General features: G+C 62.6%; 21 protein-coding genes, 1 tRNA gene and 1 pseudogene. 13 read left to right on the top strand and 10 right to left on the bottom strand.

Annotated elements, in window-relative coordinates:
• The 3 genes from ACREXZ_RS01625 (at position 1) to ACREXZ_RS01635 (ending at position 1,103) form a co-directional block, all read left to right on the top strand.
• Positions 1-510 (top strand): lysozyme, encoded by a 510-nt coding sequence (locus tag ACREXZ_RS01625; RefSeq protein ID WP_431762261.1) that lies wholly within the window; start codon positions 1-3, stop codon positions 508-510.
• On the top strand, positions 510-941 hold the full coding sequence (locus ACREXZ_RS01630; RefSeq protein ID WP_431762262.1) for a hypothetical protein: 432 nt from the start codon (positions 510-512) through the stop codon (positions 939-941). The genes ACREXZ_RS01625 and ACREXZ_RS01630 overlap by 1 nt, the downstream gene beginning before the upstream one ends.
• An 88-nt stretch (positions 942-1,029) precedes the next feature.
• Positions 1,030-1,103 (top strand) — tRNA-Arg (locus ACREXZ_RS01635).
• 65 nt (positions 1,104-1,168) lie between these two features.
• Here the strand turns inward: ACREXZ_RS01635 and ACREXZ_RS01640 are convergent.
• Together ACREXZ_RS01640 and ACREXZ_RS01645 are read right to left on the bottom strand one after the other, a co-directional pair.
• Positions 1,169-1,444: pseudogene (locus tag ACREXZ_RS01640) on the bottom strand (tyrosine-type recombinase/integrase); the annotation flags it as partial.
• A 39-nt stretch (positions 1,445-1,483) separates the two neighbouring features.
• Positions 1,484-1,846 (bottom strand): BrnA antitoxin family protein, encoded by a 363-nt coding sequence (locus ACREXZ_RS01645; RefSeq protein ID WP_431762263.1) that lies wholly within the window; start codon positions 1,844-1,846, stop codon positions 1,484-1,486.
• Between the two features lie 294 nt (positions 1,847-2,140).
• Between ACREXZ_RS01645 and ACREXZ_RS01650 the strand changes: the two genes are divergently transcribed.
• On the top strand, positions 2,141-3,214 hold the full coding sequence (locus ACREXZ_RS01650; RefSeq protein WP_431762264.1) for a hypothetical protein: 1,074 nt from the start codon (positions 2,141-2,143) through the stop codon (positions 3,212-3,214).
• Between the two features lie 218 nt (positions 3,215-3,432).
• Positions 3,433-4,056 (top strand): hypothetical protein, encoded by a 624-nt coding sequence (locus tag ACREXZ_RS01655; protein WP_431762265.1) that lies wholly within the window; start codon positions 3,433-3,435, stop codon positions 4,054-4,056.
• A 56-nt stretch (positions 4,057-4,112) separates the two neighbouring features.
• Here ACREXZ_RS01655 and ACREXZ_RS01660 read toward each other — a convergent pair whose 3' ends face one another.
• On the bottom strand, positions 4,113-6,494 hold the full coding sequence (locus tag ACREXZ_RS01660) for an alpha/beta hydrolase family protein (RefSeq protein ID WP_431762266.1): 2,382 nt from the start codon (positions 6,492-6,494) through the stop codon (positions 4,113-4,115).
• 387 nt (positions 6,495-6,881) lie between these two features.
• On the opposite strand from ACREXZ_RS01660, the gene ACREXZ_RS01665 reads away from it, so the two are divergent.
• Positions 6,882-11,015 (top strand): tetratricopeptide repeat protein, encoded by a 4,134-nt coding sequence (locus ACREXZ_RS01665; RefSeq protein ID WP_431762267.1) that lies wholly within the window; start codon positions 6,882-6,884, stop codon positions 11,013-11,015.
• 100 nt (positions 11,016-11,115) lie between these two features.
• On the opposite strand, the gene fliT is transcribed toward ACREXZ_RS01665, so the two are convergent.
• From fliT to ACREXZ_RS01680, 3 genes are all read right to left on the bottom strand, one after another.
• On the bottom strand, positions 11,116-11,412 hold the full coding sequence (gene fliT, locus ACREXZ_RS01670; RefSeq protein ID WP_431762268.1) for a flagellar protein FliT: 297 nt from the start codon (positions 11,410-11,412) through the stop codon (positions 11,116-11,118).
• A gap of 22 nt (positions 11,413-11,434) precedes the next feature.
• Entirely contained in the window at positions 11,435-12,871 is a 1,437-nt protein-coding gene (gene fliD, locus ACREXZ_RS01675; protein WP_431762269.1) for a flagellar filament capping protein FliD, read from the bottom strand.
• A gap of 201 nt (positions 12,872-13,072) precedes the next feature.
• Complete coding sequence (locus tag ACREXZ_RS01680; protein WP_431762471.1) at positions 13,073-13,891, bottom strand: flagellin domain-containing protein; 819 nt, start codon at positions 13,889-13,891, stop codon at positions 13,073-13,075.
• Positions 13,892-14,142: 251 nt separating this feature from the next.
• Between ACREXZ_RS01680 and ACREXZ_RS01685 the strand changes: the two genes are divergently transcribed.
• Positions 14,143-15,084, top strand: a complete 942-nt coding sequence (locus tag ACREXZ_RS01685; protein WP_431762270.1) for an aldo/keto reductase — start codon at positions 14,143-14,145, stop codon at positions 15,082-15,084.
• A 302-nt stretch (positions 15,085-15,386) separates the two neighbouring features.
• A complete protein-coding gene (gene rpsU / locus ACREXZ_RS01690; RefSeq protein WP_006050883.1) occupies positions 15,387-15,599 on the top strand; it encodes a 30S ribosomal protein S21 in 213 nt (70 codons plus the stop codon).
• Between the two features lie 104 nt (positions 15,600-15,703).
• On the opposite strand, the gene ACREXZ_RS01695 is transcribed toward rpsU, so the two are convergent.
• Together ACREXZ_RS01695 and ACREXZ_RS01700 are read right to left on the bottom strand one after the other, a co-directional pair.
• A complete protein-coding gene (locus ACREXZ_RS01695) occupies positions 15,704-16,129 on the bottom strand; it encodes a hypothetical protein (RefSeq protein ID WP_431762271.1) in 426 nt (141 codons plus the stop codon).
• Between the two features lie 269 nt (positions 16,130-16,398).
• Complete coding sequence (locus ACREXZ_RS01700) at positions 16,399-16,995, bottom strand: DNA-3-methyladenine glycosylase I (RefSeq protein WP_431762272.1); 597 nt, start codon at positions 16,993-16,995, stop codon at positions 16,399-16,401.
• 164 nt (positions 16,996-17,159) lie between these two features.
• Here ACREXZ_RS01700 and ACREXZ_RS01705 point away from each other — a divergent pair, with 164 nt between their 5' ends.
• Entirely contained in the window at positions 17,160-18,044 is an 885-nt protein-coding gene (locus tag ACREXZ_RS01705; protein WP_431762273.1) for a BadF/BadG/BcrA/BcrD ATPase family protein, read from the top strand.
• Positions 18,045-18,105: 61 nt separating this feature from the next.
• On the top strand, positions 18,106-18,927 hold the full coding sequence (locus ACREXZ_RS01710; RefSeq protein WP_431762274.1) for a Cof-type HAD-IIB family hydrolase: 822 nt from the start codon (positions 18,106-18,108) through the stop codon (positions 18,925-18,927).
• Between the two features lie 283 nt (positions 18,928-19,210).
• Here the strand turns inward: ACREXZ_RS01710 and aqpZ are convergent, their stop codons facing one another.
• Positions 19,211-19,936 (bottom strand): aquaporin Z, encoded by a 726-nt coding sequence (gene aqpZ / locus ACREXZ_RS01715; RefSeq protein ID WP_431762275.1) that lies wholly within the window; start codon positions 19,934-19,936, stop codon positions 19,211-19,213.
• Between the two features lie 288 nt (positions 19,937-20,224).
• Here aqpZ and ACREXZ_RS01720 point away from each other — a divergent pair, with 288 nt between their 5' ends.
• Positions 20,225-20,527, top strand: coding sequence for an H-NS family nucleoid-associated regulatory protein (locus tag ACREXZ_RS01720; RefSeq protein ID WP_431762276.1), 303 nt, complete (start codon positions 20,225-20,227; stop codon positions 20,525-20,527).
• 231 nt (positions 20,528-20,758) lie between these two features.
• On the opposite strand, the gene ACREXZ_RS01725 is transcribed toward ACREXZ_RS01720, so the two are convergent.
• Positions 20,759-21,823, bottom strand: coding sequence for a glycosyltransferase family 4 protein (locus tag ACREXZ_RS01725; RefSeq protein WP_431762277.1), 1,065 nt, complete (start codon positions 21,821-21,823; stop codon positions 20,759-20,761).
• A gap of 609 nt (positions 21,824-22,432) precedes the next feature.
• Here ACREXZ_RS01725 and flhD point away from each other — a divergent pair.
• Positions 22,433-22,753, top strand: coding sequence for a flagellar transcriptional regulator FlhD (gene flhD, locus ACREXZ_RS01730; protein ID WP_431762278.1), 321 nt, complete (start codon positions 22,433-22,435; stop codon positions 22,751-22,753).
• 51 nt (positions 22,754-22,804) lie between these two features.
• On the top strand, positions 22,805-23,362 hold the full coding sequence (gene flhC, locus ACREXZ_RS01735) for a flagellar transcriptional regulator FlhC (protein WP_431762279.1): 558 nt from the start codon (positions 22,805-22,807) through the stop codon (positions 23,360-23,362).
• Positions 23,363-23,402 lie beyond the last annotated feature (40 nt).

Genomic DNA, 23,402 nt, shown 5'->3' on the forward strand with positions numbered 1-23,402 from the left:
ATGTCAGGTGCTAACGACAGCATGCGCATGAGCCAGGCGGGGTACGCGGCCTTGCGTTTTAATGAAGGCGTAGTGATGCACTACTACAACGATGCGCCCGTCAACGGGAATTGCACTTGGGGTATCGGGACGCTGGCGCATCTCGGGCCATGCACGCCGGAAGAGATGCGGCTCGCGGTGGCACCGGAACAGGCGAATGGGGTGCTAGAGGCGCGTGTTCATGATGCTGAGGTTGTGGTTCGGTCGATTGTGACGGGCCAGCAGCTGACGCAGGCACAATTCGATGCGGCGGTGTCCTTCGCATATAACTCCACCAGAAGGAATACTGCGTTGACATTGCGACCGGCGAATCAGGGCGACATGGCCGGCGTCGCGCATCACATGATGCAGAACATCATCATTATTCCGCGTGATCGCAGCGGCAGGCAGATAGGCCCGCAGCGGATGAGTCGCGGGCTGATGAACCGGCGGCTTCGGGAATCCGCGCCGTTCCGTTCGGGGGCGCAGTGATGCTTCGTCATGTTTTCATCGGAATGACGTTGTGCCTTGGTGTGACTGTGTGTGTCGCGCAAGGTGCCAAGGGGTCGTCAACCGGGAATTTTCAGGGCAAGTGGGTTGTGGAGGATGTTCTCGGATACGCTGGCACTTCTGGCGGAACCCCTGTAGCAAAGAGGTTGCTTGGCGAGACGTTGACCATTAGTCCCAATGCGATCGACTTCGATGGGGACCATTGTCAGCCGAGTAAAGGTTTTGTTGTGCATGCGGTGGACACTGCGTCTCGATTGAAGGCTGACTACGACGCTTATCTGAACGACTTCAAGCTGCCATCGAAAGCGACGCTGCTTGACAGCGACAATTGTGCGACCGTCTTTCGAGCGGATGACTACAGCGTTATTTTCGGGTGGAATGGCGTGATGGTGCGCGCTTATCGGGACAAGTAGAGAGTGGTCACGCTGTAGCTGTTGTGTGTGGTTGGTTGCGGAGGCGAGCGACCATGCGTGAGCTGAACGCCTTTACTGTGTTGAGCAGGCGGGCTACGTTGAAGTTGAAGCGCTGCCCTCCGAAGGCAGGGGTTGCTGGTTCGATCCCAGCCGGGCGCACCAACCCTGACAAGGGTTTCGGCAACTTCTCCCATTCCCACCCCCTCCGAATTACGCCTAAATTGCACCTAAAGCGCAGCTAGGTGTAGCTTCGTCGGCACCTCCGTCATCGGTTGCACCCACTGCGACAGATGATCGGCCGACAGGTGCGCATATCGCTGCACCATTTCCATCGTTTCCCATCCCCCGAGTTCCTTGAGCACCTGGATAGGTGTACCGCGTCGCAAGTGCCAGCTCGCCCACGTATGGCGCAGATCGTGTCAGCGGAAGTCGCGGGTACCGGCTCGCTTCTGTGCCTTTTGCCACGCTGCCGTCACGGTCTGATAGACCGGATCGCCGCGGTAAGCAATCAATTGGGGTTGCTGCGTGCTATGTGCAAGCTCTTAAGCGTGCTTCCGACCGCGAAGCATGCCATGCGAGTTCGCCCACTCGCGCAGGGCGTCATTCATGCGTGATTGCCAGCCGGCGCCCGTGTCCTTGAATGCGTCGAGCAAGTCGGGATCGAGGCGAATCGACGTATGCACCTTGTGTTGATCGATTGGCGTCGCCGGTCGGCCGCGACGTTTCAGCAAGACTTCGGCGGTCTGGTCACCGACGAGTGCCGGCAGATTGTGGATCGCCGTACCAGTGATCGTATAGCCCAAAATCAAGTAGCGCGGCCAGTATTCCGAGGGCAATTCCTGAGAGCGCATAAAAGAGCCAACAACTGATGCCGTATTTTCGCGCGATCCAGGATAGAGCGGCACACGGAAGTGCAGTCACTGCTACGGCGACAATCCACGACACGGCAAAGATAAGCGCTTCCTTCCTTGCAGCCCGATTGATGGCCGCACAAACGGGCCCATGCGCCTGTCACTTCCGTTTTCCGCACCTGCCTTCGCGATCGACCTTCTCCTCCTGGCCCGATCATCTAGCCTTCGGATTCGAACATTCGATTACCCGTGCTTCTGAACTTCGATCGGAGCGAATCAGTCCCAGTGCGTCGTTATCGCGCGGAATTGATCGACTGCACACACCCTTGCCCTATCTCCGAACTGTCCATGCTTTCCTTCGACGCATCGAAACGCCTCCGATCTACTGAGCTGGACAGCAAGGCGTCGACGAGCGCAGCGGCGGCCAGCACCAGCAAGCCGCACACGACGTCGACTCCTCCAGCGAACGGTAATCCGGCGTTGCTGTATCTGAAAGAACGTCCCGCCCGGCCGCTGCCGCCCGGCGTCGCAAACGCGCATGCGGAGCGCGGCCGGCGTGACATCAGCGCGGTCAACAAACGGGCAAGCGCCGTTCTTCGCAACGTTCCGCCGCCTGATGCGAACGTCGATCGTCCGTCCGACGATGCCAGTCATCCGGCCGCAACGCCCGGACCGGCAACGGCAAACGCCGTTGCGACGAACGGTGCTCCCCTCGAACGGTTACCAGTCGAGGTGCTATTGCACATGAATCTGGATCCGCAGCAGATGCAACACGTCAGCCGCACGCTGGCAGGGGTCTTCCACGAGACGGCCGTCGTCGAGTCGCTTACCAGAGCAGACAACGCCCCACGCGCACGGAGCCTGCCGGCGGTGAGCCGCGATCTCGATCAACTGGAGGCTTCGGTTTCGATCAGCCATCGGCATGGCCCGCTCGCTGTTCTGTGCACCAGGCTCTCAGCTGTTCCGCGTGAACAGCGGGCGGCCACCCTCGATCTGTTGTTCGATGCGGCACAGAAATGCGAATCCCCGTTCGAGCCGCTAACCGAGCTGTTCAGGCAGACCGAAAATTGGCCGGTGCAAGATCGCGGACCCTATCTCGCACGCATGATGGACGCCAAGGGGGGCGCTGCGGCAAAGGTCGCCGCCAGCGCGGACGACGTGCTGGCTTACGACGGTCTCCCACGTTTCGTCGAGGATCTCACTCAACTGGCCCCCGAGGAGCAGCCGGCCGTGCTCGGCGTACTGGCAAAGCAGTTGCTAGGTTTGCACCACCTGCAGGCCCATGACTTCATGAAGATCTGTGAGGACTTCCACGAGCTACCCTGGCCACGGGCCGCGGCGGCCGGCTTGCTGGGCAAGATCGGGTGGCTACGGCCCGACGTGCATGAAAGAATGACTGCTCTCAGCAGACAGCCCGCGTGACGGAGCGCATATGCGACAAATGCCGTATCCCTTTTCGACTGACACGACCGCTCGCTGGAAAATGCCGTCGCGACAGGGTCCGTCCTTCCATACGGCGTGATTGTGCGTTCGTTCGTCGCGACCAAGTCGAACGATACGCGCCGCCGGTTTGCCGGCGCGAACGCAGAAACGTCGCATCGAAGGTCGGCTGACCGCGCATCGGTCCGTAAAATAGCCGCATGAAGAAGCTCGAACCCCTCCCACCCATGTTCCGCCGACTGCAACAGATTGGCGGCGTGCTCGAATTCATTGTGTTCGAAGAGGCGGAAGGGACCGAGGACGAGATCGCCGCGGCGATGTGCTCCACGCTAAGCGAAATAGCCACCGTGAATACTGACGCGCTGCGGTCGATCGGTTATCGCCGGATTACCCAGCGGGAGTTCTTCGGTGACTGGTACGACCTCGACAGAAAGGCGTTGATCCGGTGCGGCGACTGGAAGATCGAGGGAGGCAAGGAACTCCATAACCCTCGATTCGTCGATATCGGCGACAGGAAAATCATCTCGGGTGGCGGTTCGATACCTGACGCCGGGTCCGGCGGACAGTTTGCCTTTGCGTTCACCGATCCGCCCTACAAGTTGCGGGCGCCCTATGGCGAAGTACAGGTGCTCTTCGATCAGATCTGCGGTTTTCTGATGCCACCGGGATTTGACGTCGATATTCTCGACTGGAGCAGCGACCGCTTGCCCGACGTATCGGATTACTTCGTCGACGGCATGGAATGGTGGGGCGTGTTCCTGTTCAGCGTTTACGTGTCGGGTTTGAAGCGGCTTACGATCATTGCGGGGTCGTCGACGGATTGAGTACGTCCGCGCGAACGCCCTGAAGACCAGGCGTCGCGCGGATACGTGCTGCGAGATTACTGAACCATTGCCGATCGGCGGTTGAGATTCTGGAACTGGACATCGGTCACTGCGATGGTGCCGCTTGCCTGCGGGAACGTCAGCGTGAGCGTTTTCAACCGAGCCGGATCGATCCCCTGGAATGCTGCGAGCGGGATGCCGACCATGTTCAGAAGCATGCGGTTCGTCACGTCGCTGGCGGGTAGCGATGCAGGCCGATGCGGGACCTGGGTATAGAGCGCATCGCTGTAGCGACTCGCATCGACGGTGACGTCGGGATGAAGGCCGTCCGACAATGTGACGCGGACCTCCTGCGCCTCCGTCTGCGCATTCGCGATGCGGAAGGTGAGCGTGTCGTCGTTCGCTGCGGACAGGCCGGCGGGATTGGCTGCGGCGAGGTTCGTCCTGATGGACGCGCCTGCGGTGTTCCATTCAAGTTCCATGTGGTCGGCGGGGGACATCAGGAGTGTGGAGTCGTAGCCGCCGCCATAGCCGCTGTCGCCAATCGTCAGGAACGATGTCGAATGTGAACTCGGCATGATTGCGGACCAGCAGTCGTTGCCGAGAGGCAAAATCTTGGCCGAATAGAACGATTCGCACGCGACAGCGGAGGTGAATCCGGTGTACAGGGACGTGCTCTTCGTCGGCGGATTGACTATGACGTTTGCGGTTGCCGACAACCAGTACTGACTAAAATCCGTAACACGGTCACGTTGACCTTTAGGACGCTGGGTGGTCAGCAGGACGTCGTCGTCGCAGGTGTCCTTACCCGCGCGGCACGACGCTTTCGGCACCTGCGATGCACCGCTCCAGTAAGCCGCGAACTGCTGCTCACCGCCGACGAAGTAGCGCATGAACGAGTCCATCACGAAGATGCCGAGCTTGCGTTGATCGGCGGCCGTGAGACGGATGGATTCGGCGGGCGTGCTGGTTGGCGCCCGGACACCGGCTTGATTTACCGCTTTACTGGCAATCTGGCAATACAGGTCATTCTGGTTGTGCTCGTGAGAATCGTCCTGTGTCGGCACATCCGGCGTCGGGATGACCGGCGTGTCATAGGTCCAGGTCGTGTTGAACCAGTTGTGATCGCCCCCGCGCACGACGATCTGATAGCGGGGTGCGGGATCATCCTCGCTGCTGAATCGGTTCGTGTCGTACAGCCGTGCGCCCATGTAGTACCAGACGTCGCCGTCGCACGACGGCAGCAGGGTTGCGAGCGGCACGTTGGGCTGCGCTTTCGCATTCACCAGGTCCGTTGGAGCCAGTGCGAACATACCCTTGAAGGTGTAGACCGGCGGTGGCGTCGAACCCTCGACGCCTGGCGCGAGTTCGACGCGGGCTTCCTGGAGTTTGATCCTCAGTGCTGCATCGGCCACACCGGACGTCGCGACGGCCGCGTCGCGCAACGACATGTCGATGGGCACCGATTTAGCGGCGGGCAGCGCTTGCGCAACGGCTTGCTTAATGTTGCCCTCAGTAACCCAGGACAACGTTGCGTATATCCTCTCCCAGAGAAGAGTCTGATAGTAGCCGTCTGCGAATAGCGTACGAATGGCAGCGTCGTTCAGATCCGCATTCGCATTGCTGTCGGTTGCCGCCGTGCGCACGTCCTGCAGGCTAATTCCTCTCCGGTGCCCATTCATGGCCACGACGTCGGCCACGCCTTCGCCGCCGCGCGAATGCCCCATGATGCCGATGCGGTCGCGATCGAGCTTGCCCGCGAGGTCGGGGTAGGCGGTCTTTATCATCTGCTCGTCGAAGAAGTGATCGAGCGTCGCAAGGACGAGCTGGGCGCGAGCAGTCGACGTGATGTCACCTTTAAGCCCTTGCTGTTCGGCATTGACATCGTTGGCATCGATCGAGATGACGACATAGCCATTCGTCGCGAGGGTCTCCCCCAGATAGTCGTACCCCCTGAAACTATCGACACCTGCACCGTGCATGCCGTGAAGCAGAACGACGACTGGGTACTTATGAGTTGCCCCGTCGGGAGCGCTCTTCGGATATTGCACCCAGCCTTGCATTCGAGCGGGGTAAACGAGGGCGTGGCCGCGAACAAGAGTCGCATCGCTACTAACCATCAACCTCCCAAAGTCATACGACAGTCCCGGCGACGCACCGTAGCTACCGTTCGCCACCGATGGCGCGGTACCCAGAAAACGTGCAGCCGATAGCGCGACGGGTTTTGGCACTGGCTCAGCCGGAGAGGCCGGTCTCGCCGGAGTGGGTGCGGCGGGTTGAGCGGGCGTCGCGGGAACCGGGACCGCCGGCATGTCCGGGATCGGAGCAGGCGTGGCTGGCAAGGTATGCGAAGCGGTGATGTCATCGTGGCCGCCACAGGCGGCCAGCATCGTGACGAGAAGCAAGGCAGCTGCCCCGGAATTCCAACGTCTGATCATCAGTGGTCTCCTTTAAGAGGAGCCCACTCAGAGCAAATTAAAGGCCAGGTAAAGCTAATTGAAGGGAATGAAAAATCGCTAACGAGAATGTGATGAGAAGGTTAGATTTTTGCCTCTCGTTGGCGAGTTTGTTAAGTTCGTGAACACCAGATTGGCCGCTCCCATTCCAGATTCACCGCAATGGTGACGGCTTCGCCTGCCCGCCAAAAAGACCCCGAAACCCCACGCTGTTCCGCCGATTAACCACCCCGCTTCGACGCTAAGCTGATGTCATCGCTCAGTCCGACCTGACGCGCGAGGCGTCGGCGCGGGCCGTTCAATCATCGAAAGGGTTCGCTGCATGGTCACCGTCCGCATTCCGGTTCGCGCTTCGCAAAAGCCCGGCAAGTGAGCACGATCCCGTCAACGGGCGCGGCTGTCCAGCCCGTGCCGATCGAAGCCGGCCTCGCGCATCAGCAGGCCGGCCGCTTTGCCGAAGCCTCGGCGATCTATCGCGAGATTCTGCGCGCGCAGCCGAACCACGCGGATGCGTTGCACCTGCTCGGGCTCGTCGCGTATCACGAAGGGCGGCTCGAAGAAGCGGTCGAGTGGATCATGCGCGCGATCGGTGTCGCCCCGAGCGCGATGTTCTACGGCAACCTGGGCAACGCGCTCGGTGGGCTAGGCCGGCACGCGGCCGCGCTCGAATGCTATCGGCAGGCGATCGCGCTGCAGTCCGACTACGTCCACGCGCACAACAATCTCGGCAACACGCTGCGCGTGCTGGGCCGCTACGACGAGGCCGTGCAGAGCTTTCGCCGCGTGATCGAGCTGCAGCCGGACTATGCGCAGGCGTACAACAACATCGCGAACGCGCTGGTCGATCTCGGCGATCTGGAAGGCGCGATTGCGCACTACCGCAAGACGATCGAGCTGCAGCCGGACCTCGCTGAACCGCACAGCAATCTGCTGTTCATCCTGAGCTATCGCGAAGCGACATCGTCTGTCGACTATCTCGACGAGGCGCTGCGCTTCGGCGATCACGCGGCCGCCCTGGCGCGACCGTTCACGGACTGGCCAGCGCTTGCAGACACCGATGCCACCAAAGCCAACGCGCGACCGCTCCGCATCGGCTTCGCGTCCGGCGATCTGAAGACGCATCCGGTCGGATTCTTCCTCGAAAGCATCCTCTCGCATCTCGACCCGCGCCGTATCGTGGCCGTCGCCTATCCGACGCGCCGCGCCGAAGACGAACTGACCGCGCGCATCAAACCGCGCTTCGCCTCGTGGACGCCACTCGCGGGGCTCTCGGACGAAGCGGCGGCGCGCCGCATCCGCGACGACCGCATCGACGTGCTGGTCGATCTGTCGGGCCACACCGTGTACAACCGGCTGCCGGTGTTCGCGTGGCGGCCGGCGCCGGTGCAGGTCAGCTGGCTTGGATATTTCGCGAGCACCGGGCTGCGCGCGATCGACTACGTGCTGGCCGACCCGCACGTCGTGCCCGCCAGCGAGGAAACGCAGTTCGTCGAGCGTGTATGGCGTCTGCCGGACAGCTATCTGTGCTTCACGCCGCCCGTCGAGCCGGCCGACGTCGGTCCGCTGCCGATGCAGACGAACGGCGCGGTCACGTTCGGCTGCTTCAACCATCTGATGAAGATAAACGACACGGTCATCGATGCATGGGCGCGCATCCTGCACGCGGTGCCGGGCTCGCGGCTGTTCCTGAAGGCGAAGCAGCTCGACGACGCGTTCGCATGTGACGTCACGCTGCAGCGTTTCGCGGCGCTGGGCATCGACGGCGCACGGCTGATCCTCGAAGGGCGCTCGCCGCGCGGCGAATATCTCGACGCGTACAACCGCGTCGACATCGCGCTGAGTCCGTTTCCGTATCCCGGCGGCACGGTCAGTGTCGAAGGGCTGTGGATGGGCGTGCCTGTGTTGTGCCGCCGCGGCGACCGCTTCCTGTCGCATCTGTGCGAAAGCATGCTGCAGTCGGCAGGACTGGCCGACTGGATCGCCGACGATACCGACGACTACATCGCGAAAGCGATCGCATTCGCCGCGAACCCGGCGCGGCTGACGACGCTGCGTGCGGGGTTGCGCACGAAGATCCTCGCGTCGCCGCTGTGCGATGCGCCGCGTTTCGCGAAGCATCTCGAGGAGGCGTTATCGGGCATGTATCGCGAGCGCGTGGTGTCTGTTGCGGCAGCCCGCGCGTCGACGCACACGGCACGTGTACCCAACGCACAAACCATCCGCCGCATGCTGAACGATGCGCTCGCGCATCATCAGGCAGGCCGCCTCGCGGATGCACACGCGCTCTATCAACAGATTCTCGCAGTGCTGCCGAAGCACGCGGACGCGCTGCACTTCTCCGGCCTGCTCGCGTGCCAGATCGGTGAATACGGCGCGGGGATCGCGCTGATCCGCGAATCGATTGTGGTGAGCCCGTCGCCGAGCGCGATCTACGCGAACAACCTCGGCAACATGCTGCGCGAAAGCGGCACGCTGCCCGATGCAATCGACAGCTACCGGCGCGCGGTGGAACTGAAGCCCGACTACGCGGAAGCGCACAACAACCTCGGCAACGCGCTGCGTGAAGCCGGCGATGCAGCCGCGGCGATGGAGAGCTGCGCGACCGCGATCACGCTGCGGCCCGGCTACGCCGAGGCGTACAACAATCTCGGCAACGCGCTGAAGGATCTCGCGCAACTCAAGGCTGCGGCGCTGAGCTACGGCAAGGCGATCGATGCGCGCCCCGACTTCGCGGAAGCACACCACAATCTCGGCAACGTGCTGCGCGAGCAGGGTCATCTCGATGCGGCGATCGAGTGTTATCGCGCGAGCATCGAGGCCGCGCCCGCGCTGGCCGTCGCGCACAACAGCCTCGGCCTCGCATTCAGCGAACGCAGCGAGTATCGCGCCGCAATCGACTGCTTCGCGACCGTCGCAACGTTGCAGCCCGAACGCGCCGACGCGCACAACACGCTCGGCAACGCACTGAACGGACAAGGCCGTCTCGACGAGGCGGTGGCCGCGTACGAACGGGCGATCGCCGCCGACCCGCAATTCCCCGACGCGTATCACAATCTCGCGAACGCGCTGCGTCGTATGGGCCACGCGCAGCAGGCGCTCGCGATGAGTCGCAAGGCGCTTGCGCTGAAAGACGACGTGCCGTCGTTTCACAACAACCTCGGCACGATCCTCGCGGATCTGAACGAATTCGACGCGGCGGTCGCGAGCTACCGGAAGGCGCTCGCGCTCGATCCGGACTACGCGGAGTCGCACACGTGTGTGTTGTTCGGCCAGTCGTATGCGTCGGGATGGTCGCCGGAGCAGCATCTTCGCGATGCGCGCTATTTCGGCGAGCGCATGACCGCGCTCGCACGGCCTCATGTGCATCAGCCCGGCGCGAACGATCTCGGCGGCGCGGTGCGGCCGCTGCGGATCGGCTTCGTATCGGCGGATCTGCGCAAGCATCCGGTCGGGTATTTTCTCGGGAGCGTGCTCGCGCGTCTGGACCGCACGCGCATCGAGCCCATCGCGTATTCGAATGCGCTGCTGCACGACGAACTGACCGCACGGCTGCAACCGCGCTTCGCGGGCTGGCGGAACATCGTCGACATCGACGACGAGACGGTCGCGCGGCAGATCCGCGACGACCGCATCGATATCCTCGTCGACCTCGCGGGCCATACGGGACGCAACCGGCTGCCGGTGTTCGCATGGAAGCCGGCGCCGGTGCAGGTCAGCTGGCTCGGCTACTTCGCGACGACGGGCATCGCCGAAATCGACTACGTGCTCGGTGACCGGCATGTGCTTCCGCCTGGCGAGGAAGGCCACTTCGTCGAGCAGTTGTGGCGCCTGCCCGACAGCTATCTGTGCTTTACGCTGCCCGAGCGCGAAGTGGAGATCGGACCGCTGCCCGCGCTCGCGCACGGTGCCGTCACGTTCGGCAATCTGAACAACCAGAAGAAGCTCAACGACGGCGTGATCGCTGTGTGGTCGCGCATCCTGCGCGCGCTGCCGGGCTCGCGGCTGCTGCTGAAGAACCATCAGCTGAACGAGCCGTGGACGCGGCAAACGACGCTCGAGCGTTTCGCCGCGCACGGTATCGCGACCGGGCGACTGTTGCTCGAAGGCCCGTCGCCGCGCGACGAGTATTTCGCGACCTTCAATCGCGTCGATCTCGCGCTGGACCCGTTCCCGTATCCGGGCGGCACGACGAGTGTCGAAGGTTTATGGATGGGCGTGCCGGTGCTGAGCCGGCGGGGCGACCGGTTCCTGTCGCATCTCGGCGAAACGGTGCTGCAGACCGCCGGTCTGTCCGACTGGATCGCAGAGAACGACGACGACTACGTCGCGAAGGCGCTAGCGTTTGCAAGCGATCTGCCGCGGCTCGCCGCGTTGCGCACAGGGTTGCGCGCGCAGCTGCTCGCGTCGCCGCTGTGCGATGCCCCGCGCTACGCGCGTCATCTCGAAAGCGCGTTCACACAGATGTGGACGCGCTGGCTCGACAGCGCCCGCGACGGTTCCTGATATCAGACGAAAAAAAGCCGCATCGCTGCGGCTTTGGGTACCACGGAAACATCCCGCATTACGGATGCGGTGTTGGTCGTTGTGCGTGACGGCGCGCGGCCTAGAGCTGCCCGGTCGTGTGATAGAAGCTCACCGCTTCGACGCGGCGCATCGATGCGTTCATGTCGTTCGTCAGCACGTCGCGGCCTTGCTGCGCGATGCGCGTGATATCCGCGTTGAGTGCCTGGATCGCCCGGATCGTCGCGAGCGCGTCGGGCGTCTGCCCGGCGCCGAGCGACATCAGCAGCGGCGAGCGTTCGTCGGCGAGTTCGGCGGCGCGCAGCCAGTCGCTGGCTGCGGCTGCGGCACTCATCGCCTGGGTTAGCTCGTAAGCTCGCGACAGCGTTTCGTGTGACATCGTGCATTTCTCCGTAAGCGGCTTACGACGTCTTGTTCAGCGTACCCGCGGCACCATTGCCGCCGAACAGCTGGTCCAGGTACTGCGTGTTGTTCTGTGTCGTCGTCAGCAGGTTGTTCAGCGCGGTGAACTGCGCGTTGTACTGCGCCGTCAATGTGCTCGAGTACGTCTGCAACGTGGTTGCCTGAGCGGCGAGACTCGACAGGTCGGAGTTGAGCGCCGCAGTGCGCTGGTCGATCGTGCCGCTCGTCTGGATGTAGATGTTCGAGAAGTTGTTGATCTGCGCGCCCATGCCGTTCGTCTGGTTGAACAGCGCCGACACGGTGCCGGGGCTCGACGTCAGCGCGGTTTGCAGCGCGGTCGTGTCGGTGACGATCGTGCCGTCGTCCTGCAGGTTCAGGCCGATCGACGCAAGGCTGAAGGTACCGCCGCCGCTCGTAACACCGCTGCTGACGATCGACGCGAGGCCGTTCGTGATCGAGTTCAGCATCGCGTCGCCGAGCAGCGGGCCTGCCTGCGATCCCGCGGCGGCCGTCGAATCGTACGAGGACAGCGACTTCGCGGTCGTCACGTAGTTGTTGTACGCGGTAACGAAGTTGGTGATCGCGGTGGTCTGCGCGGTGGTGTCGGTCGCGACGGTCAACGTTTGTTGCGTGTTGGCAGCGGCGGCCGTCAGATTGATCGTGACGCCGGTCAGTGCACCGGTGATCGTGTTCGATGCGCTCGTGACCGGCGAACCGTCGATCGTCAGACTCGCGTCCTGCGCCGTTTGCAGCTTCGTCATGTTCGACGTGTTGAGCGCGCTGCTAAGGCCGGAGCTTGCGGTCATCGACACCGTGTTGGCCGCGCCGGTGGAGTTCGACTGGAGCACCAGATGCTGGCCGTCGGAGCCATTCACGACGGTCGCAGTGATGCCGGGGTTGTTCGACGATGCGTTGATCGCCGCGGCGATGCCGGTGATCGAGTTGTTCGTCGAGTCGACGTTGACGCTCATCGTGCCGCTCGACCCGAGCGACAGCGTCAGCGTGCCGGTACCCACCGTGGTCGAACTCGTGAAGCCCGTCGACGAGTACTTGTCCCCACTCGCCACGGCGGTGACGTTGATCGCGTAGGTGCCGGGCGTGGCGCCGCCGTTCGTCGCCGTGCTCGCGGTGACCGCCGTGCCGCTCACGCTGGCCGAGACCGCCGACAACGCGGAGCCGTCCGACAGCGCGCTGGCTGCCGTCTCCAGCGACGACAGCGCGGACTTGAGCTGCCCGACTGCGGTCAGCTGCGTATTGTCGAGCGCCTGCTTGTTCTGGATGGTCGCGCTCTGCGCCGCGGTTTTCGCGGTAACGAGCGATGACACGAGCGAGTTGACGTCGAGCGTCGACTTGGTCGAGCCGCTGATGATGGATTGCGCGGCGTTGGCAAGGATGCTGCTTACGTCGCTCGCGCTCGTCGGGGTCGTCGTGGTCATGCGGGGCGCTCCATTCGTTGCTTGAGTCATCGGGCACCTGCCCGATGACAAACGCGTACTGGGAGGCAGGCCTCCCAGCGATGTTGCCGATCAATGTTGCCGATCCTTCTACTACGAAACTCCGGAAGCCGCTGCCGAGGCGCCGGTGGGCGCCCCGGCAGCACGGCATCATACTGCGATGCCGGTTGCTTTCACCATCGATTACTGCAGGAGCTTCAGGACCTGTTGCGGCAGCGAGTTCGCCTGGGCCAGCACCGAGATGCCTGCCTGTTGCAGCACTTGCGCCTTGCTCAGGTTCGCCGTTTCCGATGCGAAGTCGGCGTCCGTGATTTGCGATTCCGCGGCGCTCAGGTTCGTCGATTCCGTTTGCGTGTTGGTGATCGCAGCGGAGAACGTGTTTTGCGTTGCGCCGAGCGTTGCCTGGAAGCTGTTCACTTGCGACAGCGCTGCGTCGATCGCGGTGATGGCGGATTGCGCGCCTGCGGTCGTCGAGATGTCGAGACCCGACACGCCGAGGCCAGCCTGGTTCCACACCGTCGCGCCGAAGTTGGCCGTGATGGTCTGGTTGGCGTTCGCGCCGACCTGGAACCCGACGCTGCCGAGGCCGCCGAGCACTTGCTGGCCGTTGAACGTCGTTTGCGATTCGACGCGGTCGATTTCCGTCAGACGCGTGGAGACTTCCGTCTGCAGGTTCGCCTGAGCAGCCGTGCCGAGCGAGCCGTCACCGGATTCGACAGCCAGCTGACGAATACGCTGCAGGTTGTCGACCGTCGACGAGATCGCGCCGGCGGCGGTCTGGACCATCGAGATGCCGTTGTTCGCGTTCAGGACGCCTTGATTCAGCGCGTTGATCGAGGCGGTTTGGGTCGTCGCGATTGCGAGACCCGCGGCATCATCAGCAGCGCTGTTGATGCGTTTGCCCGACGACAGGCGGTTGATGGCTTGCGACAGCGCGTTTTGCGAGCCGGACAGATTCTTTTGCGTCGTCAGCGAAAGAATGTTGGTGTTGATATTAAGCATTTTTTTCCTCGTTTGGAAAACGCCTCGGATATAGGCTGGTTCAGTTTCGGCGTAGCGCTTTTGACGAGTGGCGCTGCCCGCCTTTCCTGGTTGTCGGCGGTCCAGGAACAAAACTTTAGGGAAGCGCTCGGAATGAGTCGATGAAAGGACTGCGCCGGCCGGGGCGTCGTCAGCCATGGCGCGGCTCGCTGTGCGGGTTCGGGAGGCGGCGTATGCTTGATTTCCCCGGATTTATCCCCGATGGAGACGTCATGCAGAAACGCATTATTGGCAATTCATCCGTTGAAGTCGCACCCCTGATGTTCGGCGGCAACGTGTTCGGCTGGACGGCCGACGAAGCGACCTCGTTCTCGATTCTCGACGCGTTCGTCGACGCCGGCCTCGATTTCATCGACACCGCGGACGTCTATTCCTCGTGGGTGCCGGGCAACCGTGGCGGGGAATCCGAAACGATCATTGGCAAGTGGCTGAAGAAGAGCGGCAAGCGCGAGCAGATCGTGCTCGCGACCAAGGTCGGCAAGCATCCGGAGCGCGCGGGCCTGTCGGCGGCCAACATTCAGGCCGCGGTCGAGGACTCGCTGCGTCGCCTGCAAACGGATTACATCGACATTTATTTTTCGCACGCCGATGCAACCGACACGCCGCTTGCTGAGACGCTCGGCGCCTATCAGCGGCTGATCGAGGCCGGCAAGGTACGCATTATCGGTGCGTCGAACTACAGCGGCGCGCGCGTGCGCGAGGCGCTCGAGGTCGCGAGACAGGATGGGCTGCCGGCGTATCAGCTGCTGCAGCCGGAGTACAACCTGTATGATCGCGCCGCTTACGAGCGCGACCTCGAACCGGTGGCGCTGGCGGAGCACCTGGGCGTCGTGCCCTACTACAGCCTTGCGAGCGGCTTTCTGTCGGGCAAATACCGGTCGCGCAGCGACCTCGCGAACAGGGTCCGCGGCAGCCGGGTCGAGCGTTATCTGGACGATCGTGGGCTGCGCATTCTCGCGGCACTCGACCAGGTGGCAGCAACACACGACACATCGCCGGCGACCGTCGCGCTTGCATGGCTGATCGCGCGGCCGAGCATCACGGCGCCGATTGCCAGCGCGACGTCGCTGCATCAGTTGAAAAGTCTCGCCGATGCGGTGCATCTGGCCCTGTCGGACTCCGATATTCGGGCGCTGAATGACGCAAGTGCCTGAGCGGAAGGGCAAAAAGAGGGTGGTCGGAGGGGGATTTTCCTGATATGATCGAGAGTGAATTGAGATCTTTGCCTGTTTTGACGCCGTTTCCGGCGGTAAATCGGCAACCAGACGCGGGGCTGCAACATGCGTCTGCCCGTGTTAAGCGGTGAACTCCCCACCTCTCTTTTCCGGCCTCCGCGGCCACTTTACCTCTCGTTTCATCCGTGGTTCAGCCATGTTGAAGCGCCCGGAGGGCCGGCGCGTGAGCGGCTTTGCCGCCACGCAGTTAACCGTATCAAGCGATTTGAGTTAGGAATTACATGACGACGATTCTTCTGAAAGAAAACGAGCCGTTCGAAGTGGCGATCCGCCGCTTTCGTCGTGCTATCGAAAAAAATGGCCTGATCGCCGAGCTGCGTGAGCGCCAATCGTACGAAAAGCCGACGACGGCACGTAAGCGCAAGAAGGCTGCTGCTGTGAAGCGCCTGCACAAGCGCCTGCGCAGCCAGATGCTGCCGAAGAAGCTCCACTAGGAGCAGCTTCGCACGCTGAATAAAGGTGGGGTGGCTTCGAAAGAAGCCACCCCACTTTTTTTGTTGTCCCGGTTGGGTGTCTCTATCGGCGAATGGCTCCGGCGTTATGCCGCGTTCTTCAGCCGCCCGGCGCAAAGTCCGAACTGCTGTGCAATCGAAGTGAGGCGCTCGCGCCACTCCCATGTGCCGAACACGTCGTGCACGTTCTGCAGACAACTGAGCAGTTCCACGGTAGCGGGATCGAAGACGTTGATATGCGCGCGCAGCAGCGCCTTCTTCAGCGCGAGGATGCCGACATCCATGTAGGCGGGCACGTCCGCCGCCGACTTGCCGATGAGGCGAACGGGGATCCCTTCCATTGCCGTCATGTAGTCGCGCGGCTTGATGAAATTGCCGACAGGGCATCCGCCGCAATAGCCCCGATATGCGCCGCCGCCACGAGGGAGAAGCGCTGCGCGGCCCTGACCGAAAAGATGGTCGACTGCCCGGTCGAATATCTCCTGATGGCTCAGGAAGTTCGGATTTTTCATGGTGGTTCTTCTCTGCGCTGGGCGCAGCGATCGTTCGTTATTCGAGCGGAGATCGCGTAGATCTGCCGCTCGTTATCGTTATAACGGCTGGAGACGGTAAAAATAGAATTGGGCGTGGGCTCGCACGCAATTCTGACCTGGGCGGTCATGCGCGAGGCACCTTCAACTGAACTGCGAAGCCTTTGCCAGCAAGGCTCGCGCGGCAGCTGGCCACCGCGCTCGGTGTTTTCCCCGTGCTGTTGCAAAAATGCCGAAGCTGCGGCGAAGCGCTAGCCGGCTTTCCGCTTTCGTCCTTTCTTACCGAGCGCCGCGCAGCGGGCGTGGTGCGTACAGTCCATCTGGTGGTCGTTGACCATCCCGACCGCCTGCATGAATGCATAGCAGATCGTCGTGCCGACGAACTTGCAGCCGTAGCGTTTCAACGCCTTGCTGAGCGCGTCCGAGACTTCGGTCGACGCCGGCGCGTGCTCGTATGACTTCCATTCGTTCTGGATCGGCGTGTCGTCGACGAACGACCAGATGAAGTTCGCGAGCGATCCATGTTCCGTCTGGATCTGCTGGACCGCGCGTGCGTTGGCCACGGCCGACGCGATCTTTGCCCGGTTGCGGACGATGCTCGCGTCGAGCATTAATGCATCGAGCTGCGGCTGCGTGAAGCGAGCCACCTTGTCGATGTCGAAGCCGGCGAATCCACGCCGATAACCGTCGCGCTTGTTGAGGATCGTCGACCACGAGAGCCCCGCCTGCGCGCCTTCGAGCACCAGCATTTCGAACAGATGCTGGTCGTCCCGCGAGGGTACGCCCCATTCGGTGTCGTGGTAATGCGCGAGCGCTTCGCTCGTCGCCCAGTTGCATCGCTGTGTCACTGTCCCGCTCCGCGTAGTGGCGTCGACGATATATCGACGAGATCGGGCAAGCATAGCGGAACCGCGGCGCGTCGCCACCTGGCCTTTTGGTCGATTGCACGATTGCGGTGGACCTGCCACGCTATGCGACATCTTTCACCTCATCTTTCATCTCGCTCGACCGTATGACTTCAGACCTTTTCCTGCTCGGTATCGACGGTGGCGGCACCGGTACGCGCGTGATACTCGGCGACACAACAGGTCGCGTCCTCGCTCAGGCGGCGAGCGGCCCATCGGGGCTTGGGCTCGGCGTCTCGCGCGCATGGGAATCGATCGACGCGGGCTGTACCGCTGCCTTCGCCGAAGCGGGCATCGCGCTCGACTGGTCCCGATGCGTGCTCGGCTGCGGGCTCGCCGGGGCCAACAACCGCGACTGGCTCGCGGCATTTCGCGCGCTCGCGCCGTCTGTCGCGGGCCTCGCCGTCGAAAGCGACGTGTACACCACGCTGCTCGGCGCGCATGGAGGCGAAGCCGGCGTTGTCGTCGCGCTCGGCACCGGCAGCATTGCGGCGGTGCTCGATGCGGACGGCCAGTGCCGGATCGTCGGCGGCTACGGCTTTCCGTCAGGCGACGAAGCAGGCGGCTCGTGGCTGGGCATACGCGCGATCGGGCACGCGCAACGCGCGCTCGACGGGCGCAGCCCGCGCGACGCGTTCGCGAACGCGCTGCTCGCACACGTCGGCGCGACCGATCACGACAGTCTGGTCGTCTGGCTATGTGAGGCCAATCAAACCGCGTATGCGCGCCTCGCACCGATCGTGCTCGCCCATCGCGAGCATCCGTTCGCGGCGCAACTGCTCGAGACCGCGGGTGAGGAGATTGGCAGGATGATCGCGGCGCTCGATTCCACGAACATGCTGCCCGTCGCGCTGTGCGGAGGGTTGGGCGAGCCGCTGCGCGGCTACGTGCCCGCGTCCTGTACGTCCAGGCTGCGCGCGCCCCTTGCCGATTCCACGCGCGGCGCGCTGCGTCTCGCGCAACGCGAGGCTGAGCGTATCGAAGCGAAATAGCGGAGTCGTCGGCCGGGAGCGGCGATAAAATACGACGCTCGTCGCCGCCCATTCCAACGCCATGTACCAAGTCATCGCAACCGACCTCGACGGAACACTGCTCAACGGCGACCATCAGGTCGATCCGTTCACCGTCGAGACGGTGCGCCGCCTCGAAGCGCAGCAGTTGCAGTTCGTGATCGCAACGGGGCGCCACTATCGCGATGTCGCCGGTATTCGCGATCTGCTGGGCATCCGTCCGTATCTGATCACGTCGAACGGAGCACGCGTCCACGCACCCGACGACACGATGATCTATTCCGATAACCTCGCGCCGGCACTCGTGCGACGTCTCGTGCAACCGGAAGTCGTGGGCGCGCATGGTCGCGTGATCGTCAATCTGTTTGCCGACAACGCATGGCTCATCGACCGAGACGCACCGGAACTCCTGCGTCTGCATCAGGACTCGGGCTTTGCATACTCGGTGATCGACATGCCGCAGCACGATGGCTCGGACATCGCGAAGGCGCTCTATATCGGCGATCCCGCCGATCTCGCGCAGGTCGCCGCGAACCTGCAGCAACAGTTCGGCGACGCGTTGTACGTCACTTATTCGCTGCCGGATTGTCTGGAGGTGATGACGTCGAACGTGTCGAAAGGGCGGGCGCTCAAGTTCGTGCTCGATCGCCTCGGCGTGGCAACTTCGCGCTGCGTCGCGTTTGGCGACAACATGAACGACATCGACCTGCTCGAAACAGCGGGCCATCCGTTCATGATGAACAACGCCAACCCCGATCTGATCGCGCGGCTGCCGCATGTTCCGCGCATCGGCAACAACTTCGAGGCAGGCGTCGCGCATCATCTGCGCAAGCTGTTTTCGCTCGACGACGAACTGGCGTCTTGAAGCTCGGGAATCTCGAGGGTGGCGCGTAGAGAGATAGTCCCGCAGCACCGCTGCACGACACCGCCGCTACGCCTTATCCGCGCCAGCCGCCGCGGCCGTGCGCACTGCGATCTCAGTCGGGGTCAACGGTGGTCGCCGCGTTGCGCGCAGGCAAGACCTGTGAACCGTCATTGGTGCCATTTGAGCGCACGGTGAGAACACCGACGCGGACAGCGCCGCGCATCTCGTGTCGCGAAACACGTGAGCGCTGCCGCAGGAAAGGGGCACGGTCGTGCCCCTGCCGTCAGGCGTTCGCGGGCGTGCCGCGTCCAGCGATGGCCGGATAGACGAGGCCCGCGATCACCGCGCCTAGCACCGGCGCAACCCAGAACAGCCACAGCTGATCGATCGCCGCGCCGCCGACGAACAGTGCCGGCCCGGTCGACCGTGCGGGATTAACGGACGTGTTCGTCACCGGGATCGAGATCAGGTGAATCAGCGTGAGACACAGGCCGATCGCGACCGGCGCGAGCGCGGCGGGCGAGCGCGAATCGGTTGCGCCGAGAATCACGAACAGGAAGAACGCCGTCATCACCGTTTCGCAGACGAACGCGGCCATCAGCGAATAGTGACCCGGCGAGTGGGCGTCGTAGCCGTTGGTCGCGAAGCCGCTCGCAACGAGATCGAAGCCGGGTTTGCCCGATGCGATCACCGACAGCACGAATGCACCGACGATCGCGCCGAGCACCTGCGCGACGATGTAGGGCACAAGGTCGCGCACCGGAAAGCGGCCCGCCACCGTGAGACCGACGCTGACCGCCGGATTCAGGTGACAGCCGGAGATGTGGCCGATCGCATAGGCCATCGTGAGGACGGTGAGACCGAACGCGAGAGCCACGCCGACGAAGCCGATGCCGAGCCCGTGCACCGGCCCCGCGAAGCTGGCGGCGAGAACCGCGCTGCCGCAGCCGCCAAGTACCAGCCAGAAAGTGCCAAAGAATTCCGCCGCAACGCGTCTGGATAGCTGCATATGTGTATTTCCCCAAAAAAGTTCGATACCCGGCTTGCATCGGCAGGAGCGCCGACGAGAGTCGAAGCATGCGTATTCTTAGGCAAATACCCTGATGTCGGTGTCAAAAATTGTCAATCAGACCAGGGGGATTCCTTATTCGCCGCTATAGCAACTTACCGATTTAACAATTCTTCATTTTATTAATTATCAGACGTTATCTGGTTAAAGCGGTATTATTGTCCATTGCGAATTTCTTTAGTTGCAGTTAATCTGCGACTATTCAGTTCTAAAAGAGGGGAGCCCAGCATGACCCAATATGCAGACCTCAAGGCGCAGATCGCCCGGCTGCAAGCCCAGGCCGACGAGGCCAGGCGTACTGAAGTAGTCAATGTGATCGCGGAGATCAAACGCAAGATCACCGAGTATGGCCTGTCGGCCCAGGATCTGGGCTTCGCCGCGGCTGCACGACGTGGTCGGCCGCCCAAGAAGGCACCGCTGCCGCCCCGGTACCAGGATCCGAAAACGGGCACCACGTGGAGCGGCCGGGGAAAGCCGCCCAAATGGATTGCCGGTAAAAACCGCGAGCGCTTTTTGATCGGTGAGGCGTAATCGCCTAATGGCGAAAGTTCTTATGGCGAAAGCGTTCCGAAGGCAATCGGAAGGCTAAAGGGTGGTGTGGTGTAACGCAATCGCCGACATGTGCCGGGGCATTCGTTCTCATCAATGCTCAAATAAAAAGCCGCCTTTTGCAGGCGGCTTTTTTTGTCCGATGGGATAGACCGGGTTTCAGTGCACGCAAACGATTCAATGTCGCAAATCGCTGCACTTATCCGTACCTGGTTACCCTACCGCGACCTGACGCAGCACCGGCCGGCGCGCTGCTTCGATTAGCGTCGTATAACCGTCGACGTAATTCTGCGCCATCGTCTTCGCACTGAAGCGGCGTTCGAATTGAGCGCGGATCTCGCTGCGCGACAGGTCGTCGAGGCGCTGCAGTGCCGCCACCGCACCCTGCACGTCTTCGACGATGTAGCCGGTCACACCCTGGTCGATCACTTCCGGCACCGACCCGCGGTTGAACGCGATGACTGGCGTACCGCACGCCATCGACTCGATCATCACGAGGCCGAACGGCTCCGACCAGTCGATCGGGAACAGCAACGCCTTCGCGCCCGAAAGAAACTCCGGCTTCTGGGCCTCGTTGATCTCGCCGACGAACTCGACGTGCGCCTGAGATAGCAGAGGCTCGATCTCCGCCTTGAAGTAATCCTGGTCGACCTTGTCCACCTTGGCGGCGATCTTCAGCGGCAGACCGCTTTGAGCAGCGATCTTGATAGCTGTATCGACGCGTTTTTCCGGACAGATCCGACCGAGGAACGCGAGGTATTCCGGCTTCCGGTGCGCCTGCGGCGTGAGCAGCTGGTCCGGCAGACCGTGATAAATCGTATTCAGCCAGTTCGCCTGCTGCAGCGGCAGACGCTGCGAATCCGAGATCGAGACGACCGGCGCCTGCGAGAACGTATCGAACAGCGGCTGCAGTTCGGGCAGATCGAGGCGGCCGTGCAGCGTCGTCACGAACGGCGTGTCGAGGCTCGAGAACAGCGGGAACGGCAGGTAGTCGAGGTGAAAGTGCAGCACGTCGAATTCATGCGCGACGCGGCGAACCTGTTCGAGCAGCAGCATGTGCGGCGCCATCGCGTCGCGGATCGTCGGGTCGAGGCGCAGCGCGCGCGGCCACGCCGCTTCGAGCTTCGCGGACGTCACCGAATCGCCGCTCGCGAACAGCGTCACGTCATGGCCAAGGTCCACGAGCGCTTCTGTCAAATAGGACACGACGCGCTCGGTACCGCCGTAGAGTTTCGGCGGAACGGCTTCGTAGAGCGGCGCGATTTGTGCGATTCGCATGCGTAATCTCCTTGTTTCAAAGGGGCTTCGCGTGACGCCGCAGCAGTGCGGAGGGCGCGAAAGACCGTCGGACCAAAGGGCGCGGCAAGCCGCCGCCCGAGGGCGCCCCGCAACCGGATGGGGTATTCCCTGAGGTTTCATTATCGGGATCGAGCGTCGCAATTCGAGCTATTTTTCAAACGCTTAATGTTGTTACAGCGCGAAACATGATGCGCGACGAGTCTCGTTGAAGGGCGCAGACCCTTATGGAGCAAGGCTTTCGGCCAACTCAACAGACCCTCGAACGAGCCCCGGTCGTACTGTCCGGCACCCAATCGGCATCACATTGCGCACCGCTGAAAACGCTAATAATTTCGCGCAGCTTCCCTTCCGGCTGCGTTCGAAGCCTTCTCGACCGCCTCGTCGCACGGCCTCACTGTAGGAAAAATTCCGACAGCATTAATGGTAGTTTTCTACCGCCTGGCGGGGTGTCTGTCCGATTTCCGTTCCATTTCCCTTTAGCCACAATTCAGGCATGACCATAAACGGGCCATACCGCGTGGCGTGATGCGCGCGGATGAGCAAACGTTTCCGTAACGGCCTGACCAGCCAGATCGACTCGGGGGAATCATGAGCGCCACCAGTGAAATGCTCAATGAGATCAGGGAAGTGAACCTGTCTTATCTATTGCTCGCCCAACGCCTGCTGCACGAGGACAAGCAGACCGGCATGTTCAGGATGGGGATCTCCGGGCAGCTCGCCGATGTCCTCGCGAACCTGTCGCTTGCGCAGACCGTCAAGCTCGCCGCGTCGAGCCAGGTGCTGTGCCGCTTCCGCTTCGACGACCACGCGATTCTTTCGTCGCTCGCCGACAAGGGCAAGACCAGCGCCGTCGCGCAGGCGCATTCCGCGATCCTGATGGCGGGCCAGCCTGTCGAACAGATTGGCTGACGCCGCCGTTTCATCGCGAGGCACTGCATCGGGACCGGGGAAGCGGAGCGGATGGCACAGAAAAGCGTAGTGCTCGAGGTCAGGGAGATCACCCTGGCCATCGAACTGATCGAACTCGGCGCACGTCTGCAACTGCTCGAGGCCGAGACCAGCCTGTCGCGCGACCGGCTCATCAAGCTCTACAAGGAGCTGAAGGGCGTGTCGCCGCCGAAGGGGATGCTGCCGTTCTCCGCCGACTGGTTCATGACGTGGCAGCCGAATATCCACTCGTCGCTGTTCTACAACATCTACCGTTTCATGACCGACCACGGTGGCTGCAAGACGATCGAGTCGATCGTCAAGAGCTACCGGCTGTACCTCGAGCACGTGCAACTGCACGGCGACGAACCGGTGCTGAGCCTGACGCGCGCCTGGACGCTGGTGCGCTTCTTCGATTCCCACATGTTGCAAATGACCGCCTGTTCACGCTGCGGCGGGCATTTTGTCGCGCATGCGCACGACCCGCGGCATGGCTACGTCTGCGGGTTGTGCCAGCCGCCGTCGCGGGCCGGCAAGACGCGCAAGTCCGCCGACGCGAAGTCCCGCCCCGCGCCGGCGCTCGCTGCCTGAGCCAGGCAGGGCGCCTGGGACCGCCAGCCAGGGCAGTGCC

This window comes from Paraburkholderia sp. (assembly GCF_050742655.1).
Lineage (GTDB): Bacteria > Pseudomonadota > Gammaproteobacteria > Burkholderiales > Burkholderiaceae > Paraburkholderia.

Excerpts from the sequence above, each read along its gene's own strand:
- ACREXZ_RS01720 (WP_431762276.1), top strand. The coding sequence starts at position 20,225 with ATGACCCAATATGCAGACCTCAAGGCGCAGATCGCCCGGCTGCAAGCC.
- aqpZ (WP_431762275.1), bottom strand. The coding sequence starts at position 19,936 with ATGCAGCTATCCAGACGCGTTGCGGCGGAATTCTTTGGCACTTTCTGG.
- ACREXZ_RS01625 (WP_431762261.1), top strand. The coding sequence starts at position 1 with ATGTCAGGTGCTAACGACAGCATGCGCATGAGCCAGGCGGGGTACGCG.
- ACREXZ_RS01705 (WP_431762273.1), top strand. The coding sequence starts at position 17,160 with ATGACTTCAGACCTTTTCCTGCTCGGTATCGACGGTGGCGGCACCGGT.
- ACREXZ_RS01655 (WP_431762265.1), top strand. The coding sequence starts at position 3,433 with ATGAAGAAGCTCGAACCCCTCCCACCCATGTTCCGCCGACTGCAACAG.
- ACREXZ_RS01725 (WP_431762277.1), bottom strand. The coding sequence starts at position 21,823 with ATGCGAATCGCACAAATCGCGCCGCTCTACGAAGCCGTTCCGCCGAAA.
- fliT (WP_431762268.1), bottom strand. The coding sequence starts at position 11,412 with ATGTCACACGAAACGCTGTCGCGAGCTTACGAGCTAACCCAGGCGATG.
- flhD (WP_431762278.1), top strand. The coding sequence starts at position 22,433 with ATGAGCGCCACCAGTGAAATGCTCAATGAGATCAGGGAAGTGAACCTG.
- ACREXZ_RS01685 (WP_431762270.1), top strand. The coding sequence starts at position 14,143 with ATGCAGAAACGCATTATTGGCAATTCATCCGTTGAAGTCGCACCCCTG.
- rpsU (WP_006050883.1), top strand. The coding sequence starts at position 15,387 with ATGACGACGATTCTTCTGAAAGAAAACGAGCCGTTCGAAGTGGCGATC.
- ACREXZ_RS01650 (WP_431762264.1), top strand. The coding sequence starts at position 2,141 with ATGCTTTCCTTCGACGCATCGAAACGCCTCCGATCTACTGAGCTGGAC.
- ACREXZ_RS01630 (WP_431762262.1), top strand. The coding sequence starts at position 510 with ATGCTTCGTCATGTTTTCATCGGAATGACGTTGTGCCTTGGTGTGACT.
- ACREXZ_RS01695 (WP_431762271.1), bottom strand. The coding sequence starts at position 16,129 with ATGAAAAATCCGAACTTCCTGAGCCATCAGGAGATATTCGACCGGGCA.
- fliD (WP_431762269.1), bottom strand. The coding sequence starts at position 12,871 with ATGACCACGACGACCCCGACGAGCGCGAGCGACGTAAGCAGCATCCTT.
- ACREXZ_RS01680 (WP_431762471.1), bottom strand. The coding sequence starts at position 13,891 with ATGCTTAATATCAACACCAACATTCTTTCGCTGACGACGCAAAAGAAT.
- ACREXZ_RS01710 (WP_431762274.1), top strand. The coding sequence starts at position 18,106 with ATGTACCAAGTCATCGCAACCGACCTCGACGGAACACTGCTCAACGGC.
- ACREXZ_RS01660 (WP_431762266.1), bottom strand. The coding sequence starts at position 6,494 with ATGATCAGACGTTGGAATTCCGGGGCAGCTGCCTTGCTTCTCGTCACG.
- flhC (WP_431762279.1), top strand. The coding sequence starts at position 22,805 with ATGGCACAGAAAAGCGTAGTGCTCGAGGTCAGGGAGATCACCCTGGCC.